Origin of the sequence: Neorhizobium tunisiense (assembly GCF_039631515.1) — a bacterium.
GTDB lineage: Bacteria > Pseudomonadota > Alphaproteobacteria > Rhizobiales > Rhizobiaceae > Neorhizobium.
In genome coordinates, this window is sequence record NZ_JBDIUU010000007.1 from 156198 (window position 1) to 174557 (window position 18360).

The following is an 18360-nucleotide window of genomic DNA, read 5'->3' on the forward strand; positions in this document are numbered from 1 at the left end:
CCTTCAGGCTCGAGCATTCGTTCCATCAGCGGGAACACGGTGACAAATGCCGGGAGTGGAGCTTTGGGCCATCGGCCTTGATGAAGAACCTCGCCGGGCGTGGGCTTATTTAGACAAAACGGGAGGGGAATATGCAAAAAACAATCAATCTCTTTTTCAGATTTCTGGAAATCCTGCTGATCGTCCTGCTCTCGGCGATGGCGATCATGGTTTTCGCCAATGTCGTCCTGCGTTACGCCTTCAATTCCGGGATGTCCGTCTCCGAGGAACTGTCCCGCTACTTCTTCGTCTGGCTGAGTTTCATCGGCGCCGTCGTTGCCTTTCGCGAGCATGGCCATCTCGGGGTGGAAAGCGTGGTGGCGCTCTTCGGCCGCACGGGCCGCCTGGTCTGCATGATCCTGTCGAACATCATCATCCTCGTCTGCTCGGCAATCTTCTTCTGGGGCACTTGGCAGCAGTTCGAGATCAACGCCAGCATGAGCGCGCCGGTGACGGGCATTTCTATGATCTGGGTCTACGGCATCGGCCTGTTCACCGGCGGCGGCATGTCGCTGATCGCGCTGGAGCGCCTGTTCCGATATCTCAGCGGTCGCGTGACGGAGGAAGAGATCAGCATCTTCGCCGGTGAGAACCTGACGATCGAGCAGATGGCGGAGCGTACCTGATGACACTTATCGTATTCATCGTATCGCTTCTGGGCGCCATGGCGATCGGCGTGCCGGTGGCCTTCTCGCTGATGTTCTGCGGCGTCGTGCTCATGTGGTACATGGACATGTTCAACACCCAGATCATTGCCCAGAACATGATCGCCGGTGTCGATACCTTCACCCTGCTTGCCATACCCTTTTTCATCCTCGCCGGCGAACTGATGAACTCGGGCGGCCTGTCGCGCCGGATCATCGACTTCGCGATTGCCTGCGTGGGGCATATCCGCGGCGGTCTTGGCATTGTCGCGATCATGGCGGCCGTCATCATGGCGAGCATCTCGGGCTCGGCCGCCGCCGATACGGCAGCGCTTGCCGCCATCCTCATCCCGATGATGGCGAAGGCGGGCTACAACGTGCCGCGGTCCGGCGGCCTGATCGCCGCTGGCGGCATCATCGCCCCGATCATTCCACCGTCGATGGCCTTTATCGTCTTCGGCGTCGCCGCCAACGTGTCGATCACCCAACTCTTCCTGGCCGGCATCTTCCCCGGCATCCTGATGGGCGTAGCGCTGGTCATCGCCTGGCTGATCACCGTTCGGAAAGACAACGTTCAGCCGCTGCCCAAGGCTTCGATGAGCGAACGCATGCATATGACGGGCCGCGCCGCCTGGGCACTCGGCATGCCGGTAATCATCCTTGGCGGCATCAAGGCCGGCATCATGACACCGACCGAGGCCGCCGTCGTCGCCGCAGCCTATGCGCTTTTTGTCGGCATGGTGATCTACCGCGAGCTGAAGCCGAGCGAGCTGCCGCATGTCATCCTGCGGGCAGCCAAGACCACCTCGGTCATCCTGTTCCTAGTGGCCGCGGCACTCGTGTCCTCCTGGCTGATCACCGCTGCCAATATTCCGGCCGAGATCGTCGGTTACATCGAGCCGCTGATCGACCGCCCGATGCTGCTGATGTTCGCCATCATGATCCTGGTGCTGGTCGTCGGGACGGCGCTCGACCTGACGCCGACCATCCTGATCCTGACACCGGTGCTGATGCCGATCGTCAAGCAGGCAGGTATCGACCCTGTCTACTTCGGTGTTCTGTTCATCATGAACAACTCCATCGGCCTCATCACGCCACCTGTGGGCGTGGTGCTGAACGTGGTCAGCGGCGTCGCCCGCATTCCACTCGGAAAGGTGACGGCTGGTGTCTGGCCGTTCCTGATTGCCGAGACGCTCGTGCTCTTTCTACTCGTCCTGTTTCCAGACCTCGTCATCGTGCCTGCACGCTGGCTCCGTTAAACCTGTCTCAAACTCATCCATGGGAGGATAACATGAGAAAACTTCTACTGACCACCACTGCCCTTGCCATCGCCTGCTCGTCGGCCGTCCCGGCCTTCGCCGAATTTAAGGCACGCAACATCCGTGTCTCGAACGGCATCAATGCCGACCATCCGGTCGGCAACGGCATCAATGCGATGCAGAAATGCCTGGACGAGAAGTCCGGCGGCAAGATCAAGCTGACGGCCTTCTGGGGCGGCGCTCTCGGCGGCGACCTGCAGGCCACGCAGGCGCTGCGTTCCGGCGTCCAGGAAGCAGTGGTGACGTCCTCGTCGCCGCTGGTCGGCATCGTCCCGGCGCTCGGCGTCTTCGACCTGCCCTTCCTTTTCGGCAACGCCCAGGAAGCCTACAAGGTCCTCGACGGCAAGTTCGGCGACATGATGAACCAGAAGCTGGATGCTGCCGGCCTCGTCAACCTCGCCTATTGGGAAAACGGCTTCCGCAACCTGTCGAACTCGGTTCGCCCAGTCAACAAGTGGGAAGATTTCTCGGGGATGAAGGTTCGCGTCATGCAGAACAACATCTTCCTCGATACCTTCCAGAACCTTGGTGCCAATGCTACGCCGATGGCCTTCGGCGAAGTCTTCTCCGCGCTTGAAACCAAGGCGATCGACGCGCAGGAAAATCCCTATGTGACGATCGACACCTCGAAGTTCTTCGAAGTGCAGAAATACGTCACCGAGACCAACCACGCCTATACACCGTTCCTCTTCCTGTTCTCCAAGGCGATCTTCAACACCTATGCCCCGGACGAACAGGCAGCCCTGCGCGCCTGCGCCGTGGTCGGCCGCGATGTCGAACGCCAGGTGATCGGCGACCTCAACAAGAAGTCGCTTGAGAAGATCAAGGCGGCCGGCCTGCAGGTCAACACGCTTTCGCCGGAAGAGCAGCAGCGCATCCGTGAAAAGTCCGCGGTCGTCTATGAGAAGCACAAGGCTGCAATTGGCGCCGAGGTAGTCGACGCCATCGTCGCCGAGCTCAAGGAAGTCCGCAAATAGGGTAAGAAACCGCTTCGTCCGAAGCGGTCAATTCTCCAGAGTAACAGGCCCGCGGCGCTTCAGGCGCCGCGGGCCTTTATCATTCGGGGATCGCCGGAAGCACGCTCTGGCGCTTCTTGAGCATCTGTTCTCGGATGAAGATGAAGAGGCCTGAAGCGACGATCAGGGCCGCCCCGAGCATCATGCCGAACCGCGGGATGTCGCCGAAAAACATCCAGCCGAAGATCACGGCCCAGAGCAGCAGCGTATATTGAAGCGGTGCGACGGTCGCGGCATCGGAGATCTTCAGGGCGCGGTTGACCAGCATGTGCGCTGCCATGGCGACGATACCGAGCAGCCCGAGCAGAAGAAGATCGCGGCTCGACGCGATCGGTGACCAGTCCAAGGGCGCGAAGGCAAGGCCTGCGACGCCGGCTCCCATGACCTGGAAGAAGACCAGCGCACTATCCGGCGTGCCGCGCAGGAAGCGCCCGGAAATCAGCATGAAGGCAAAGGCGGCGCTGCCGACGATCGAAATGACTGCCGGCATGCTGAACATGGCGCTCGAGGGTTCGAGCGTGATGATGACGCCGACGAAGCCGACGGCGATCGCCGTCCAGCGTCGCCAGCCGACCTTTTCGCCAAGCAGGAAGGGCGAGCACGCAGCAACGTAGATCGGCGCCGCCAGCCAATAGGTCATGACGTCGGCGAGCGGCAGGTACATGACCGCATAATAGAAGCAGAACACTTCGGCAGTCGAAAACGCCACGCGGAAGAACTGCATGCCGGGCCGTTCGACGGTCAGCAGAGTGCCAAAGCCTGTCTTCCAGACCATCGGCACCAGGATGACCAGTGCGGCAAGGCTGCGGATCAGGACAACCTGACCGAGCCCATAGTTTGCGACGAGCCACTTGCCCATGGCATCGTTCAAGGCAAACATCAGCATGCCGAGAAGCATCAGCATCGGGCCGGTCATGCTCGCGGTCCTGAGCACGGTCGCCGAGGATATATTCATTTCAATTGCACCTTAGAGAATGGAGGCGTCGGAGGTTCGCCGGCTGACGGTGAAGGCGCGATCGAGCTCGGGGTTGAGATCCAGCCCAAGACCCGGGCCTGGCGGCACGGTGATCATGCCGTTGTTTATCTCCGGGAGCGCCGTCACCAGATCGCGGTACCACGTCCTGTAGAACGCGCGCACGCTTTCCTGCACCAGTGCGTTCGGCGCGTTGAGAGACAGATGCGTCGAGGCGCAGAGGACCACGGGGCCGGTGCAGTCATGCGGCGCGACCGGCAGATGCCAGGTTTCCGCCATGGACGCGATCTTGCGGGCCTCCGAAAGGCCGCCGCACCACGAAATGTCGAGCATGACGATGCCCGCGACGCCGGTTTCCAGGTAATCGCGAAAACCCCAGCGGCTCGCAAGCGTCTCCGAGGCCGAGATCGGCGCCGGCGAGACTTCCGCATAACGCTTCAGACTCGACAGGCTGTCCATCTTGATCGGATCTTCATGCCAGAAGGTCTGGTACGGGGTCAGGGCCTTGGCGATCTGCATGGCCGGCAGGAGTTGCCACATGGAGTGGAACTCCACCATGATATCCATCCGGTCGCCGACGGCCTTGCGGATCTTCTCGAAAGGCTGGAGCGCAAGCTTCAGATCAGGCATCGAGATATACTGGCCTTTGCTCTTCTCCGCAGCCGCGTCGAACGGCCAGATCTTCATCGCCGTGATGCCCTCTTCGAGCAGCGACAAGGCCAGTTCGTCGGCACGATGCAGAAAACCGTTGAGGTCGTCATAGGTGGTGCCCCCGGTGAGACCGTAGTTGGCGGTCGCCTGTCCGGTGGCCTTCTTGATATATTCCGTGCCGGCGCAGGTATTGTAGGTGCGGATTTCCCGGCGGCTGAAGCCTCCCAGCAGTTGGGCGATGGGCTGATTGGTGACCTTCCCGAAAATGTCCCAGAGGGCGATATCGAACGCCGAATTGCCCCGAACTTCCGCGCCTGAGGACCGAAAACCGACATAACCGACCAGTTCCTGCGCCAAAAGGTCGATCTGGAGCGGGTCGCGGCCGATGACCCGCGGCGCCACGTATTCGTGGATATAGCTCTCCACGGTCTCGGCACCGAAAAAGGTTTCTCCGAGGCCGGTAATCCCCTCGTCGGTATGGACGAGGACCCACAACAGGTTCGCGCGCTCTGCAACGCGCACAGTTTCAAGCTTGGTGATCTTCATGTTTCCTCCCTCGGCGGATTCAACCACAAGCCAGGGACTTTGATAAGGCAAGCCCCGCTATTTTGTCGCCCACAGAATAGTCATCCAAACCGGGAGTGCTGGCGCAGATCGAAAATTCTGAAAGCGATGAAAAAAAGGAGCGGACAGATCGTCCTTGTTGCGGAGCGCCTGCAGAGCAAGAGCAAGGCGCGCAAAAAATGGAACACAGGAACGGGTTCGCCGCCATGAGATCACAGCTTCAGGCACCGCAGACCAGAACGAAGCCGTCGCATCGCGACAATGCGCGACGCTCGCCTCCTGCTCTTCCTCTTCCTGTAGGGTCAAACGTCAAACAGCCCCCTGCCCGGGCGCCGCAGCCGGCAACCCGGAGAACCCATCCGCAGCAACCAGATCACTGTCGGCGCAGGCCTGACTGAAGACCGGCAAAGGCTGTCGGCTCCGGCCGCCTGGCGCCGACAGGAAAGCCATTGCGTGGTCGTCGGCTTGGCAATGGGGATGGAGACATATGCAATCGTCAAGGCAGACCGCTGAAGCGGTGACATTCCAGAGTTTTGCGAACTGCTATCTGCGGGAGGTCAGTTCCGGTACTCGGATTGTCCACCGCAGCATGAGCGGAACGGTCGATGCCATCGAATGGCCACTGCCGCAGCAGCAGTTCCTGCTGCGGGCAGAGATCGTCTCCGCATCCGTCTGCGGGCCGCAGCATTTCGGCAGGTTGTGGACGCGCGCCGTGTCCGATACGTCCTGGCGGGCGGTCGAGCCGATGTCGGCGCTCTATCTCCTCCTCCAGGAAGCCTACCGGCAAATGGAGGAGGACCGGACCGATGCCCTGCGCAGCTTTGAACTGGAACTGCTGGTGCGGGTTCTCGACAGCTACCAGCAGATGACGCTCTACCTCGAAAAGGCCTCTCCCGCGCCGCCGGACGAGGGACATTTCATCGAGGCGGAACAATCGCTCGTCTTCGGCCACTGGCAGCACCCGACGCCGAAGAGCCGGCAGGGCATGACATTCTGGCAGCAGGAGCGATACGCCCCGGAACTGCGCGGACAATTCCAGCTGCAGTATTTTGCCGCCAGGACAGAACATGTCCGCGAGGCTTCAGCACGAACGATGCAGGCGCACGAAATCATCCGCTCCGGGCTTGGCACTTCCGGAGCCGATCTCTGCATCCGACCGAACGAGTGCCTCATACCCATGCACCCGCTGCAGGCCGAAGCGCTGCTTCTCGATCCGGGCATCCAGGCGATGCAGCGCGACGGCCGCCTGCGTCATCTCGGTCCCGCCGGGTCTCTCTTCACCGCGACGTCATCGGTACGCACCGTCTACAGCCCGCATTCCGATTGGATGCTGAAGTTCTCGCTTCCCGTGCGCATCACCAATTCCGTCCGCATCAATCGCCGGCCGGAGCTTGAAGCCGGGGTAGCGATGGCAAAGCTGATGGACGGCATCGGCTTTGCCGAGCGTTCCAAAAATTTCCGCATCATCCAGGATCCCGCCTACATCACCCTCGATATGCCCGGCCGCGAGGAAAGCGGTTTCGAGGTCATCCTGCGCGAAAATCCTTTCAGGGGCGCCAGCGCACAGGGCGTCGTGACGGTAGCCGCCCTCACCGCCGACCCGCTTCCCGGCGACTTGTCGAGACTGGAGCGGACTATCCGCAAGCTCGCAGCCAGAGGCGGCGACGGCATTTCAAACACTGCGCTTGCATGGTTCCGGCGTTATCTTGGCTGCGCCGTCGAGCCATTGATCCGGCTCTACGACGACTACGGCGTGGCGCTCGAAGCCCACCAGCAGAACACCCTCCTCGATATCGGCATGGGTTATCCGGCCGCCAGCTATTATCGCGACAACCAGGGCTTTTATCTTTCGGAGCGTTATCGCAGCCTGCTTGCCGGGCATGCGCCGGAAACGGAAACAATCGCCTCGCTCTATTTCGCGGATGCCGAGATCCGTGACCGGTTCGCCTATTACCTGGTCGTCAACCAGGTCTTTTCCGTCATCAGCCGCATGGGCCATGACGGACTTTGCGACGAGGGTGTCCTTCTATTCGCCCTGCGGGCGCATCTGGAACACTGCGCGGAGACGATGTCCGGCGCCGGCCGGGATTTTGCAAGGCACGTTCTCGATCTGCCGACGATCACATCGAAGGCCAATCTCACGACGCGCCTTTTCGATGTCGACGAACTGCAGTCGAGCGGCGTGCATTCCCTGTATCGGCCGATCCCGAACCCGCTCAGGGTTCCGATCGCGCTTGCTGCCCCGAGGACCGGCCATGCCATTGCCTCTTGAAGCCACTGGAGAACCTCGCGACCGCGTCATCCGCCAGCTCGTGGCGGCACTGCTGTTCGAGGGCATCATAGAGGCGCGCGAAAGCGCCTGTGACGGTGCGACGCAATTTCAGTGGATGCTCGGTGGCCGGGAATTCCGGTGCCACGGCACGATCGGCCCGTTCGGACGCGCCCGCATCGCGAAGGGATCGGTGGAGATGCAGGCTCTGGATGGCGTTTGGGAAAGCGCATCGCTTGGCGCGATCATCCCGTCATTACCCGGCACCGGCATCACGCGCGGCAAGCTGCTCAGCGAGCTAGAGCAGACGATCGCCTTTTCCGAATGGAACCACCAGAATCTACCCTTCAAGAACCGCCGCGACCTCTCACTTGTCGAACTTGAAGGTGCCGTCGACGAAGGGCATCCGTACCATCCCTGTTACAGAGCCAGAACCGGATTTTCGTTTGCCGATCATGCCGCCTACGGACCGGAAGCCGGGCAGGCATTCCAGCTTGTCTGGCTGCTCGTCGCCCAGAAACATCTCGCCCACGCGCTTCCGGTCAGCAGAGATGCCTTCTGGCGTGCCGAACTCGGCGACGAGACCTGGACAGTGCTGGAGGCGAGGCGGAAACAGCTCGGCTTGTCGGCCGAGGATTTCGGGCTGGTGCCGCTCCACCCGTGGCAATGGAAAGACCTCGGCGAAACCATGCGCGCGGGGTGGATCGCCGCGGGAGAGGCGTACTACCTCGGCCCCGCGGGCGATCGTTACCTGGCGAGCCAATCGGTCCGGTCCCTGTTCAATGTCGACCGGCCGCGCGCGGCAAGCATCAAGCTGCCGCTCAACATCATCAATACCTCGTCGCGCAGGACGCTGGAGCCGCATTCGGTCTGCACGGCACCGGTACTATCCGCATGGATCGCCGGCATCGTCCGCGACGATCCGTTGTTTGGCCGGGAATTTCCCCTCACCATCCTGCAGGAATATGCCGGGGTCATCGCCGATGCCGGAGGTTCATTGGCCGGCCAGCTGGGCGCGATCTGGCGGGAGAATGCCGAGGCGACTCTGTCGCCCGGCGAGGCAATCATCCCGTTCAACGCCCTGATGATGATCGAAGCGGACGGCAAGCCCTTTGCGGATGAGTGGATCGAGCATTTCGGCCTCATGCCGTGGATGAACCGGCTTCTGGAGGTCGCCGTCCTGCCTGTCTGGCACCTCCTTGTCGCCCACGGGATCGCCGTTGAAGCCCACGGCCAGAATATGCTGCTGGTCCATCGGAACGGCTGGCCGGTGCGGCTTATCCTGCGCGATTTCCACGAGAGCGTGGAATTTGCGCCCGATTTTCTGCGCGAGCCGAAGAGAGCTCCGGATTTCGCTTCGCTGAACCCGCTCTACCGCCATGCGGAACCGGATCAATATTACTGGACGGACAATCTCGATTCCCTGCGGGAGCTGGTGATGGACACGCTTTTCGTGTTCAATCTGGCGGAGATCTCGCATCTTCTCGACGTCTGTTACGGACTTCCGGAATTCCGTTTCTGGCAGCGGGTCGAAAGCCTGCTCGCCGGCTATGCGCAGGAGCGGGACATGCAGCACCGGCAATCGCTGCTGGGGCACGACCGCGCTCTCATCCTCACCGAATCCCTGGTCACCCGAAAGCTCCTCGCGCTGAAGCCGGAATATCACCACGAGGTGCCGAATGCCTTGGCTGCCAGGACGTCTGAACGAAGGAGAAAGCCATGATCCAGATCGATGGACGGCTCTACGATCACGCCTATTTCGATGAAACATCGAGACGCATCGCCGCGCAGATCGGTCTTGCTGAAAACGACAGCGGCCACTACGCGGTCTGCTTCAGCGAAACGACGCAATGGCTGTCCCTGTTTTTCGCCATCCGCAAGGCCGGCGCCAGCGTCCTGCCGATTCATCCCGGCACACCCTATGCCGCCGCCCGAAAACTGGCGATCACGGCCAACTGCGACCGGCTTTTCTACAACAGCCTTGCGGCCGAAGTGCTCGACGCGAGGCAGGAGGCGCCAGGGCCGGGACGGCTGCTGCACATGAGTTCGGGAACGACCGGGGCAGCAAAATGCATCGCCCGGCCCTGGGCCGAAATCGACCGGGAGGTCGAAAGTTATGTCGCAACCTTCCGTGAACCCGAAGGCATGACGCCGGTCATCGCCTGCCCGACCACTCATTCCTACGGGCTGATCTGCGGGATTCTCGTGGCTCTCAAGCGCGGCCAGACCCCCGTCATCGTCGAGACCGCCAATCCGAAATATCTCCTGAAAGTGCTGCGCGAGACCGAGCGGCCGCTTCTCTATTCCTCCCCCGCGATCCTCCACACGCTCTCGCGGCTTTTGCCGGAGGGAGAAAAGCTTCATGCGGCGATGACCTCCGGCACACTGCTGCCCGATCCGTGGTTCGTGCAGATCCGCGCAAGAAGCGAACATCTGTTCCAGCAATATGGCTGCTCGGAATCCGGCTGCATCGCCATCAATCCGGACATGCGGGCCGCAGGCGACATGGGTTTCGTCCTGCCGCATCTGGCAGCAGAGACCGGAACGGGCCCTGACGATGCCGGCGAGATCGTCGTCCGCAGCGATGGCGGCACGGCAATCCACACCCGCGACCTCGGCTACCGCCGCAAGGACGGCATGCTGGTCTTCGTGTCACGCATGGACGACATGATCAACGTATCGGGTCTCAACGTCTATCCCGGCGACGTGGAAGACGCGGTGATGGCGATGCCTGGCATCACCGACGCCGTCGCCTTCCGCAGGAGCGACCGTTTTGCCGGAGAACGCGTCGCCTTGCTCTACAGCGCCAATCAGCCGGTGGCACCGCAGGATATCCGCGCCTGGTGCAGCCGCCATCTCGCCAGCCACCAGTTGCCGATGGAAATGATCCAGGTCGCAGAAGTCCCCCGTCAGGCGAACGGCAAGATCAGCCGCCGCGAGGTCGCGGCCCGCCATGCGGCCGGCGAGTTCGCAGGCCCCGAAGCAGGAGTTGCCTCATGACCCGCGAAGATATCCTCGAAGCCGTCCAGACCGTGCTTTCCGAGCACATGGCCCATCCGCATATGCGTGGCTTCGCGCCGGAAGCGCGCCTCAACGAGGATCTTTATCTCGATTCCGTTCTGATCCTGCAGATCTTCCTCAATCTCGAGCTGGAATACGGCCTTGCCATGCCGGAAGAGGCGATCGCGCGGCAGGAGCTCGACACGGTTGCGGATCTCGTGGCGCTCTATGTGCCGAAGGCCATCATTCCGTCATTCCCGATGACGGGCGGGACGGCGGATGAGGGCGTCCACGGCGAGGCCTATTACGACATCAAGGTGCATTGTTTCGTCAGTTGCGTCTGCGACGGCCTGAAACGGCAGGGGCTCGACCAGCGGCCCTTCTATTTCGGGGTCTGGGATGCGAGGTTCACCGTCAGCGAAAACTTCCAGCTCCTCTATCATTCGCCCGAGATAACCCAGGACTTCTTCCGCGACTGGTTCCAGCGGCTTTTCCAGGTCCAGGTCCGGGAGTGGTACGACCCTGCAAGATCCAAGAGCGACAACCTTGCCACGCTTTTCGACCTCGTCGACAGCCGGCCGGACACCGGCTCGGTCATGGTCATGCTCGACATGTTCCACCTCCCGGAGCGCGAGAACAAATTCAACCAGAACCCCTTCCCGCATTACCTGATGCTGCAGAAGACAACCGATCCGGACAAATGGTTCGTGCACGATCCCGACTACCGATGGGAAGGCGAGATCGAGCGGGAAAAGGTGATCCACGCGATCATGCAGCCGACGGTCGGCGGCGGTTACGTCTTCGACAACGCGCAGGCACGCAATCCGGCGCCGGAAGACCTCAGGGATTATTTCGAAGCCTGCTTCGTCGCCGACCGCAATCCGCTAGCCGATGCCGTACGCGGCATCGTCACGGCCCATATCGACGGCCGCAACGGGCTGCAGCTGGCGAACCTGGCATCCGCGGTGCGTGAACTGCCGGTGATCACCATCCGCAAATATGCCTATGAGCACGGTTTCGCCTTCTTCTGGCGCGCCCTGAAGCTGCCTGCTGCCGAATTCGAGACCTGGTGCGAGGAGATCGAAGCGCTCGTGCAATCGCTGAAGAACCTGCATTACGCCTGCATGAAGCTCAGCCAGACCGGTGACAGGAACCAGGCCGGTGCGGTCTTCGAGCGCCTTGACGAGGCCGACCGGCTGGAGCGCAATCTGAAGGTCAGGCTTGGCGAGGTCTTTTCCGATTGGTGCGACCAAAACGTACTGCTCACCGCCCCGAAGCTCCGAAGAGCCGCCGGATAGGGCTGAAATATGCATATCTCTCCCGCTTCGCTTCCCCCAAAGTGTCGCGACAGGTGCAGGGCCTAACGGCAGCAAAGGCAATCCACGCCTTTGCTGCCGTCATCATAATATGACTATTGCATTCAAGTTTTTGATGATAGATATGCGCCGCATGATGGGTAATCCAACCATGTCATTCATATCATCGGCCCATCCGTTGCACACCGTGGCGAGCGCTGGGTCAGCATATTAGACGAGATCAGATACTCTGACCCCATGACCTTGGAAGCTGAAAGTCGTCACAGCCTCTATCTCGCCCACCGCTCGGCGCTGGTCGACTATGCCGCTCGGATCCTGGGTTCTAGGGAGGCGGCCGAGGATATCGTGCAGGAAGCCTATCTGCGTTTCGCGCCGGGGAAGACACCCGGCGAATCGGCGCGCCAAGGGCTTGCCTATCTCTATCGTATCGTCCGTAACCTCTCCTTCGACGTCCTGAAGCGCCGCAAGATCGAGTATCGTGGCCATGCCGAAGACCCGCCCTTCTGGACCATTCCACAGGCCGCCGACAACCCGGAACAGACGGTGATGTTCGGCGACGAGGTGCGCGTTGCGGCAGCAGCACTCGACGCGCTGCCAAGCGAGATCCGGATTGCGGTGGAAATGTACCGTTTCGGTGGCCATACGCTCGAAGGCGTGGCGGACCACCTGGGCATCTCTGTCGCCACCGCCCACCGCCACGTGCGGACCGCCATGGTCAAGATCGCCACCGCGCTCGACAGGAAAAACGCCTGAATATCTCCACGCATGCGAAAAATCCGGACCAGCCAATCGTTTATACGCAAGAAGGGGAATTTCGGATAGAGATCGCAAGACATCCGAAGCAGGTTGAGACTTGGCAGGGCACGACAAAACGGACGAGAGCATTCTGGAGGAGGCGATGGACTGGTTCCTGCGCCTGCGCGAACCACATCGTACAGCCGCCGACGAGCGCGATTTCAGCCGCTGGTTCGAGCGCTCGCCTGCAAATCGCGATGCCTGGACGAAGGCCTGCAAGACCTGGGAACTGATGGGCGAGACAACGCCCATCCACGAAGACCTCTGGAGACCGGCCGGCCAGGCGAAAATGCTTGCCGCTCGCCACCGACGGCGGGTCTTGGGTGTGGGCGCGGCGCTGGCGCTGGCGGCCTGTCTTGTGCTGGCGTTGGCCGGCCCCTCCCTCTTCATTCGCTACCGGGCAGATTTCAGGACCGCAACGGCCGAGCTGCGCAAGATCACGCTCGAGGACGGCAGCGCGGTCGAACTCGGCGCCGAAAGCGCGATCGATACGGATTTCGTCAACGGCGCGCGGCATGTGACGCTGCTTTCCGGCGAAGCCTTCTTCGACGTCAAACATGATCCGGCGCGGCCCTTTACCGTCACCGCAGCCGGCGTGAAGGTCACCGTGCTCGGCACCGCGTTCGACGTCCATATCAAGCCCGAAGATACGACGGTGGAACTGGTTCGCGGGGTGGTCGGCCTCACGGTCGACGGCGCGGCGAAAACCTTCGAGCTTTCGCCCGGCGATTCCGTGACCGTCAGCCGCACCGATGGCCAGGTGTCGCGCGCAAGACTGGCGCCGGAAGACATGGCGGCCTGGCGGAACGGGCGGCTGTTTGTCAACGACGTGACGGTCGCCTCGGTCGTCGAGGAACTGCAGCGCTATCACCCCGCGTGGATCAGCATCCCGAGCGGCGATCTCGCCAATCGGCGCGTCACCGGCCTCTACGATCTCTCCGATCCCGATCGGGCGCTCGAAGCGCTGGTCCAGCCCTATGGCGGCAGGGTGCACCACATCTCGCCCTATCTCAGGGTGCTTGCGCTTTTCTAGGCCGTTAAAATTTCCTGAAATTTTTTCGATGCGGTGAAAAAAGCGCCGGGCGCAGTCGTCTCTACCCTGAAGCGCAGGCCGGGGGGCCTTGGCGAACACAGTGTAGCAGGAGACGGGGCGGATGATTTTGCCGGTAAGTGGAGTAGTGCGTGGCGTGGGGGCAAAGGGCAAACGGAACGCTTTTGCAGTGAGCTTGATGACAACGGTCGCAGCCGCCGCGATCGGCGGAAGCGCGATCTTTGCCTCCCCGGCCCTCGCCCAGACGGCGACGCGCAGCTTCAATATCCCGGCTCAGCCGCTTGCTTCGGCTCTCAATGCCTTCGGCCGCCAGTCCGGCCTTCAGGTGACGCTGGCTGCCTCGACTTCCCGCGGCGTTACCGCACAGGCCGTCAGCGGTAATCTCACGCCGGATCAGGCGCTCGCCCGCATGCTCGCAGGAACGGGCGTGAACTACAGGATCGCCAACGGCACGGCCGTCATCGGCACTCCCGCAGGTGCCTCCGGCGATGTGCCGGCTGAAGGAGCCACGACCCTAAGGCCGATCGTCCTGCAGGGCCAGCCGGGCGCCGAAGGCGATGTCGGCGAAACCGTCATCGGCCCTGAACAGCTCGAGCGCATCAACCCGACCGACCTCGCGGACGTGTTCCGGGAACAGGCCGGCATACAGGTGGGAAGCTCGCTTCCGATGTCGCAGAAGGTCTATGTCCATGGGGTTGAGGAAACCAATCTCGCCGTCAGCATCGACGGTGCGCGCCAGAACAACAAGGTCTTCCATCACAACGCGACCAACCTGATCGACCCGAGCCTGCTGAAGGCAGTGGACGTGGACGCGGGCATCGCACCGGCCGACGCCGGCCCCGGCGCGCTGGCCGGCTCGATCAACTACGAGACAAAGGATGCGATCGATCTTCTGGCGCCGGGAAAATCCTTCGGCGGCTTCGTCACGTCGACCTACAACTTCAACAGCGATACGGTAACGACCGGGCTTTCCGCTTATGGCAAGCGTGAGGGTTTCGAGTTCCTGGGCTATTTCAATTTTGCCAAGGGCGACGACTTCGTCGGCGGGAACGGTAGAGAGGTGTCCGGCACTGAAACCGACCTGCTCTCGGGTCTTGGCAAACTTGCCTATGAGGCGGAGAGCGGCGACCGCTTCGAGATCAGTTACGATCGCAGCCGCGACGACGGGTTGCGTCCCTACCGTGCCAATGCCGGCCATATCGTCCGGCCGCCGTGGGAGCCGTTAGTACGCAATTACGAGATCGACCGCCAGAACCTTGTCTTCACTTATACGGATACCTCGCCGGAAGGTTGGTGGGATCCAAAAGTGGTGCTTGCCTATAGCGGTTCGGAAGTTACCGTGCCGGTCTATAACTCTCTGGGCTATCTTTATGACGCCACCGGCAACACGACCAGCTTCAACGGGAAGTTCGAGAACAAGTTCTCCTTCGATATCGGCAATGTCGTCGCAGGCGTCGACTTCTATTCCGACATCGCGGATCTGGATGCCGACGTCGATTCGTCGAAAGAAAAGGCGCGGAATGCTGGCTTCTATGCACAGGCACGGCTGGAGCCTTGGGACCGAACCCGCCTTTCGTTCGGCGGACGAGCGGACTACCAGTGGTTCACCGGTGTCGGCGGGCAGGATTACGACAATGGCGGCCTGAGCGCCAATATCTCCGGCGAATACGACCTCACGGACGTGCTGACCGCCAAGGCCGGCTTCTCGCATGTCTGGGCCGGCATACCGCTGGCGGAAAACTTCGTCATGAACCCAGCCTGGACCTACGGTTCCGATGGGCCGGAACCGGTCACCGCCAACAACTACATGGTTGGGCTCGAGGCGGAATATGAAGGCTTCACTGCGGAGGCAAGCCTTTTCCGGACAGACATCTACAATGCGCGTGCGGTGCGCTACAGCCCGGCCGCGACAGGTTCAATCATCGAACGGGACATGGTATCACAAGGGTTCGAACTCGGCGCAGGCTACGAGTGGGCGAATGGCTATGTGAAAGTCAAATACGCTCATATCCGAGTGGATATCGATGGCGTTCCCGCCGACTCCGACACCGGCAACTATCTCGCCACGCCGGTTGGCGATATCATCACCATCACGGCCGCCCATACATTTGTCGACTGGGGCCTGACGATCGGCGGTGATATCGAGATCGCCCCGGAATATGACCATGTCGCCGGCGGCGCCCCGGCCTACAAGGCCTATGAGGTGGTGAACGCCTTCGCCGAATGGAAGCCCGAGGCTCTGCCCAATTTCACCTTCCGCGCTGAGGTCCAGAACGTCTTCGACGAGACCTATGCGGACCGCGCCACCTATGGTCAGGAATTTGGGACCGTCAGACCCCTCTACGAACCGGGCCGCAGCTTCCTTCTGACCGCCAAGGCGACGTTCTGAAGAACATGATCCTGCGTTCACATGACCGTGCGGCAACCACGTTCCCGGTTGCCGCGGCAGTAACGGTGATATAAGTGGAGATATTTACTCATCTTAAGGAGAGAGCTTTGTTACAGGCGACTACGGAATGGCGCACCGAGCACGGCGGAAAATACCTCGTCCAGTTGTGCAAGCATTTCGCCCACAAGATCGACGTCTCTTATTCCGAGGCCCACGGGGAGTGCCGCTTTGCCTGTGGCACCGCCACTCTCGATGCGGATGACGGCGGCCTCAAGATCCTCGCGACGGCAGCCGACGAGGAACAGCTGACGGAAACGGAATCGGTGATCGAGAGGCATCTCGTGCGCTTCGCTTTCCGTGAAAATCTGGAAGCCTTGCAATGGCAGAGACCGGATCGGGCCGCCTGAGGCCCGATCGAGCATTCGGCCCAAGGTCAAGACATGGTGGAAGAATGAACTTGAGGACGATCGCGGCTTTTGCCGCTTTTGCTTTTTCAGCCCTCCCCGCGCACGCGGTGGATATCCTGACCGCCAAGGGCCTAGTGCGGGTTGCCCCCTCACCCGCCAAAATCGCGGTCCTGGATATCGCGGCGCTCGATACGCTCGATCGCCTCGGCATCAAGGCGGCTGGCGTTCCGCAGAAGCTATACCTCCCGCAACTGGAGCCTCTGAAACAGGGCGCGGAAATCGTCGGCGACCTCTTCGAGCCCGATCTCGAGGCTCTGAGCGCGCTCGGTCCGGACCTGGTCATCGTCGGCGGTCGTTCCTCGACCAAGGCTTCGGCGACGGCGCAGGTTGCGCAGACCATCGACATGACCATGGATGGCGACAACCTCGTCGCCCAGGCCAAGGAGCGGCTGGCTGCCTATGGCGCGCTCTTCGGCAAGGCGGAGGAGGCCGCGTCTGCCCGAAAGGAACTGGATGCTCGCATAGAAGCCGCCAAGGCAGCGGTTGCCGGCAAAGGCAAGGGTCTGATCATCATGACCAACGGGCCGAAAGTCACGGCCTATGGTCCCGGCTCGCGTTTCGGCTGGGTGCATGCCGCGCTGAACCTACCGGCGGCGGTGCCGGATATCGAAGCCGCCAATCACGGCGAAGCGATCTCCTTCGAGTTCATCGCCAAGGTAAATCCCGACTGGCTTCTGGTGCTCGACCGCGCCGCCGCGATCGGTTCCGGCGAACAGAGCGCCAAAACGACGCTCGACAACGAATTGATCGCCGAGACAACGGCCTGGAAGAAGAACCAGGTGATCTATCTGCCGGCCGCAGAATTCTACATCGCCGCCGGCGGGGTACAGTCGATCCAGCGGGTCGTCGCGACCGTCGCTGAGGCATTCACCGCCGCCAGATGAGCATTGCGGCCGCCAAGCAATCGTCGAAAACGGGGTGGATCGCCGGCCTGATGCTCGCGATCCTTTTTGTTTCCAGCCTCTGTGTCGGGGTCGGCGACATGCCGGTCACCCTTCTGTTCTCGGACGGGCAGGTGCTGGAACTCCTGCTCGTCAGCCGCCTGCCCCGCACACTCGCGGCGATCCTTACCGGCGCCGGCCTGGCGATCGCCGGGCTCATCATGCAGACGCTTGCCCGCAACCGCTATGTAGAGCCCGCAACCGCCGGAACGGCGCAAAGCGCCGAACTTGGGATCCTGCTCGTTACCCTGCTCTTTCCCGCCACCAGCCTTCTGTTCAAAAGCCTGGCGGCGAGTGCCGCCGCTCTTCTCGGAACCTCGCTCTTCCTGATGACGGCGCACCGGCTTCCGCCGACGCAGCCCTTCCTCGTGCCGCTCTTCGGGCTCGTCTATGGCGGTGTGATCGGCGCGGCAGTCACCTTCGTCGCCTGGCAGGCCGACCTTCTGCAATATCTCTCGGTCTGGACCAATGGCGACTTTTCCGGCGTCCTGCGCGGGCGATACGAACTGCTATGGCTCGGGGCACTGATGGTGGTGGTCGCCTGGATCGTCGCCGACCGGCTGACGATCATGGCGCTCGGCCGCGACGCCAGCATCGGGCTCGGCCTTGACTATGCGCGCATGCTGCAGCTCGGGCTGATCATCGTTTCTGTCATTTCGGCCCTGAGCGTCGTGGTGGTCGGCATGATCCCCTTCGTCGGGCTCGTGGTGCCGAACATTGTCTCGAGGTTAATGGGCGACAATATGCGCGGCACGCTGCCTTTCGTGGCAGCGAGCGGCGCGATCCTGGTGCTCGGCTGCGACATCCTCGGGCGATTGATCCGCTATCCCTACGAAATCCCGGTTGGAACGGTGATGGGTTGCGTCGGCGGGCTGATCTTCCTTTGGCTTCTGTTCCGGCGGCCCTCCCATGTCTGAGCGTCGGCA

15 protein-coding genes are annotated in these 18360 nt (G+C 61.7%); 13 read left to right on the forward strand and 2 right to left on the reverse strand.

Going from position 1 to position 18360, the window contains the following annotated elements:
• The first annotated feature begins 131 nt into the window (after positions 1-131).
• Genes ABCW43_RS20545 through ABCW43_RS20555 form a run of 3 tightly spaced genes read left to right on the forward strand, consistent with a single transcriptional unit; the run spans position 132 to position 2979 of the window.
• A complete protein-coding gene (locus tag ABCW43_RS20545) occupies positions 132-665 on the forward strand; it encodes a TRAP transporter small permease (RefSeq protein ID WP_345927855.1) in 534 nt (177 codons plus the stop codon).
• A complete protein-coding gene (locus tag ABCW43_RS20550) occupies positions 665-1942 on the forward strand; it encodes a TRAP transporter large permease (RefSeq protein ID WP_345927857.1) in 1278 nt (425 codons plus the stop codon). The genes ABCW43_RS20545 and ABCW43_RS20550 overlap by 1 nt, the downstream gene beginning before the upstream one ends.
• A 32-nt stretch (positions 1943-1974) precedes the next feature.
• A complete protein-coding gene (locus ABCW43_RS20555; protein ID WP_345927858.1) occupies positions 1975-2979 on the forward strand; it encodes a TRAP transporter substrate-binding protein in 1005 nt (334 codons plus the stop codon).
• A 79-nt stretch (positions 2980-3058) separates the two neighbouring features.
• Here the strand turns inward: ABCW43_RS20555 and ABCW43_RS20560 are convergent, their stop codons facing one another.
• Both ABCW43_RS20560 and ABCW43_RS20565 read right to left on the reverse strand, forming a co-directional pair.
• Complete coding sequence (locus ABCW43_RS20560) at positions 3059-3973, reverse strand: DMT family transporter (RefSeq protein WP_345927860.1); 915 nt, start codon at positions 3971-3973, stop codon at positions 3059-3061.
• 12 nt (positions 3974-3985) lie between these two features.
• On the reverse strand, positions 3986-5188 hold the full coding sequence (locus tag ABCW43_RS20565) for a mandelate racemase/muconate lactonizing enzyme family protein (protein ID WP_345927862.1): 1203 nt from the start codon (positions 5186-5188) through the stop codon (positions 3986-3988).
• A 505-nt stretch (positions 5189-5693) separates the two neighbouring features.
• Here ABCW43_RS20565 and ABCW43_RS20570 point away from each other — a divergent pair.
• The 10 genes from ABCW43_RS20570 (at position 5694) to ABCW43_RS20615 (ending at position 18351) form a co-directional block, all read left to right on the forward strand.
• Entirely contained in the window at positions 5694-7478 is a 1785-nt protein-coding gene (locus ABCW43_RS20570) for an IucA/IucC family protein (RefSeq protein ID WP_345927864.1), read from the forward strand.
• Positions 7462-9198, forward strand: a complete 1737-nt coding sequence (locus ABCW43_RS20575; RefSeq protein WP_345927866.1) for an IucA/IucC family protein — start codon at positions 7462-7464, stop codon at positions 9196-9198. Before ABCW43_RS20570 ends, ABCW43_RS20575 begins: the two co-directional genes overlap by 17 nt.
• Entirely contained in the window at positions 9195-10475 is a 1281-nt protein-coding gene (locus ABCW43_RS20580; protein WP_345927868.1) for an AMP-binding protein, read from the forward strand. The genes ABCW43_RS20575 and ABCW43_RS20580 overlap by 4 nt, the downstream gene beginning before the upstream one ends.
• Positions 10472-11773 (forward strand): DUF6005 family protein, encoded by a 1302-nt coding sequence (locus ABCW43_RS20585; protein ID WP_345927870.1) that lies wholly within the window; start codon positions 10472-10474, stop codon positions 11771-11773. Before ABCW43_RS20580 ends, ABCW43_RS20585 begins: the two co-directional genes overlap by 4 nt.
• A gap of 255 nt (positions 11774-12028) precedes the next feature.
• A complete protein-coding gene (locus ABCW43_RS20590) occupies positions 12029-12544 on the forward strand; it encodes a sigma-70 family RNA polymerase sigma factor (RefSeq protein WP_046634306.1) in 516 nt (171 codons plus the stop codon).
• A 100-nt stretch (positions 12545-12644) separates the two neighbouring features.
• Positions 12645-13619, forward strand: coding sequence for a FecR family protein (locus ABCW43_RS20595; RefSeq protein ID WP_345927872.1), 975 nt, complete (start codon positions 12645-12647; stop codon positions 13617-13619).
• A 196-nt stretch (positions 13620-13815) separates the two neighbouring features.
• Entirely contained in the window at positions 13816-16026 is a 2211-nt protein-coding gene (locus ABCW43_RS20600; protein ID WP_345928187.1) for a TonB-dependent receptor domain-containing protein, read from the forward strand.
• Positions 16027-16133: 107 nt separating this feature from the next.
• Complete coding sequence (locus ABCW43_RS20605; protein ID WP_345927874.1) at positions 16134-16433, forward strand: DUF2218 domain-containing protein; 300 nt, start codon at positions 16134-16136, stop codon at positions 16431-16433.
• A 44-nt stretch (positions 16434-16477) separates the two neighbouring features.
• Positions 16478-17377, forward strand: a complete 900-nt coding sequence (locus tag ABCW43_RS20610) for a siderophore ABC transporter substrate-binding protein (RefSeq protein ID WP_345927876.1) — start codon at positions 16478-16480, stop codon at positions 17375-17377.
• Positions 17374-18351, forward strand: coding sequence for an ABC transporter permease (locus tag ABCW43_RS20615; protein ID WP_345927878.1), 978 nt, complete (start codon positions 17374-17376; stop codon positions 18349-18351). Before ABCW43_RS20610 ends, ABCW43_RS20615 begins: the two co-directional genes overlap by 4 nt.
• The last annotated feature ends 9 nt before the right edge of the window (positions 18352-18360 follow it).

Bases quoted from the DNA above. Each gene is read 5' to 3' on its own strand.
- ABCW43_RS20545 (WP_345927855.1), top strand. From the start codon at position 132: ATGCAAAAAACAATCAATCTCTTTTTCAGATTTCTGGAAATCCTGCTG.
- ABCW43_RS20550 (WP_345927857.1), top strand. From the start codon at position 665: ATGACACTTATCGTATTCATCGTATCGCTTCTGGGCGCCATGGCGATC.
- ABCW43_RS20555 (WP_345927858.1), top strand. From the start codon at position 1,975: ATGAGAAAACTTCTACTGACCACCACTGCCCTTGCCATCGCCTGCTCG.
- ABCW43_RS20560 (WP_345927860.1), bottom strand. From the start codon at position 3,973: ATGAATATATCCTCGGCGACCGTGCTCAGGACCGCGAGCATGACCGGC.
- ABCW43_RS20565 (WP_345927862.1), bottom strand. From the start codon at position 5,188: ATGAAGATCACCAAGCTTGAAACTGTGCGCGTTGCAGAGCGCGCGAAC.
- ABCW43_RS20570 (WP_345927864.1), top strand. From the start codon at position 5,694: ATGCAATCGTCAAGGCAGACCGCTGAAGCGGTGACATTCCAGAGTTTT.
- ABCW43_RS20575 (WP_345927866.1), top strand. From the start codon at position 7,462: ATGCCATTGCCTCTTGAAGCCACTGGAGAACCTCGCGACCGCGTCATC.
- ABCW43_RS20580 (WP_345927868.1), top strand. From the start codon at position 9,195: ATGATCCAGATCGATGGACGGCTCTACGATCACGCCTATTTCGATGAA.
- ABCW43_RS20585 (WP_345927870.1), top strand. From the start codon at position 10,472: ATGACCCGCGAAGATATCCTCGAAGCCGTCCAGACCGTGCTTTCCGAG.
- ABCW43_RS20590 (WP_046634306.1), top strand. From the start codon at position 12,029: ATGACCTTGGAAGCTGAAAGTCGTCACAGCCTCTATCTCGCCCACCGC.
- ABCW43_RS20600 (WP_345928187.1), top strand. From the start codon at position 13,816: ATGACAACGGTCGCAGCCGCCGCGATCGGCGGAAGCGCGATCTTTGCC.
- ABCW43_RS20610 (WP_345927876.1), top strand. From the start codon at position 16,478: ATGAACTTGAGGACGATCGCGGCTTTTGCCGCTTTTGCTTTTTCAGCC.
- ABCW43_RS20615 (WP_345927878.1), top strand. From the start codon at position 17,374: ATGAGCATTGCGGCCGCCAAGCAATCGTCGAAAACGGGGTGGATCGCC.